Here is a 1,256-nt window from a genome sequence, read left to right as displayed (position 1 = left end):
GTTCCGCACAAGTGGAGCGGCCGTAGGCCAATAAGAACAGGGGCCGCGCAGCGGCCTTTCCGGTACGAAACGCGGAGGACGTGTCTGAGCAGCGAGGGTGGGCACCGAAGGCTCTGYGCCGCGACGTCTGCACGCAGAAGGCTCTGCGCCTCACCGTCTTCGGCGTCCCCGGCATGCCGCGAAGAACCTTTTTTTGCCCTCAAACTTCCAGCGGATCGTTCTCGTGCAGCTCGTCCATCCAGCCGCGCCGCCGGTGCAGGGCCCACTCCACGTGCTGGGCAAACAGGATGTCGATGGGGCCGCCCTGGGCCATGGCGGCGAGCCGTCCCTCGGTGACATTGCCCAGGTGCCCGGCCTGTTCGGCATAGCCAACGATGCCCTCGGCTTCGAGTTGGGACAGGACGGTCTGCAGGTTGACGTGGCGGGCGTGCTGAACAGGCATGGCGATTCGACTCCGGGCTCTCCCTGAAAGGATCGGCGAGCGTCGCCCGGTCTTTAGCCCGTATGTGTGAGGAGCGTCACAGGAAACCGTTGCGTCGTGCCCAGAGGGCGAACAAGTTCGGCCACGCGGCAACCTCAGAGCCCGGCGTACCCATTCCCCAGCCGTGGCCGCCCTTGTCGAACACGTGGAGTTCGGCCTCGACGCCATTTTTCTTCAGCGCGTCGTACATGATCAGGCTGTTGCCTATGTTCGCGATGGGATCGTCCTTGGCCTGGGCGAGGAAGGTCGGTGCTGTCCTCGGGGTCACGTGCAGCTGCACGGAATACGCCTGTACCGAGTCGGCCTGGGTGGACAACTCGCGACCCGAGCGCGTGGTGTCATAGGGTTGCCCCAGCGAGATCACCGGGTAAAGCAGGGCCGCGAAATCCGGTCGTGCCGAGAGCCGGTCGGTCGCGTCTACAGGGGGATAGAAGGCCGCCGCCGAGCGCGTTTCGGCGATGCCGGCGAGGTTTCCGCCGGCAGAGAAACCGAGCACACCGATCCGCGCCGGGTTGATACCGAAGTCCTGTGCATGCGCGCGAAGGACACGGATGGCACGTTGTGCATCCTGAAATGGCGCGACCGCAGGCCAATGGTCCGCTGGAAGGCGGTAGTAAAGCACCACTGCCGTGATCCCTTGCGTCTGCAGCCAGGTCGCCGTCGGCATCACTTCCTGACCCATGCCGATTCGCGCGTAACCGCCGCCACCGATGACGATCACGGCCGTGCCGTTGGGGTGTGGCGGTGTGTAGATCTCGATGCGCGGCACACTGAC

Annotated in this window: 2 protein-coding genes; both read right to left on the bottom strand. The window is 65.1% G+C overall.

Annotation, left to right across the window (positions count from 1 at the left end; genetic code table 11):
- Window positions 1-199 precede the first annotated feature (199 nt).
- Window positions 200-442, bottom strand: coding sequence for a hypothetical protein (locus AC1DT2_RS23760; protein WP_477299146.1), 243 nt, complete (start codon window positions 440-442; stop codon window positions 200-202).
- A gap of 76 nt (window positions 443-518) precedes the next feature.
- On the bottom strand, window positions 519-1,256 hold a 738-nt coding region (locus AC1DT2_RS23755), incomplete at its 5' end, for an alpha/beta hydrolase (protein WP_477299145.1).

The sequence above is a fragment of the Luteibacter sp. P4_E6 genome, from assembly GCF_056401535.1.
This window is presented reverse-complemented; position numbering and strand designations above follow the sequence as displayed.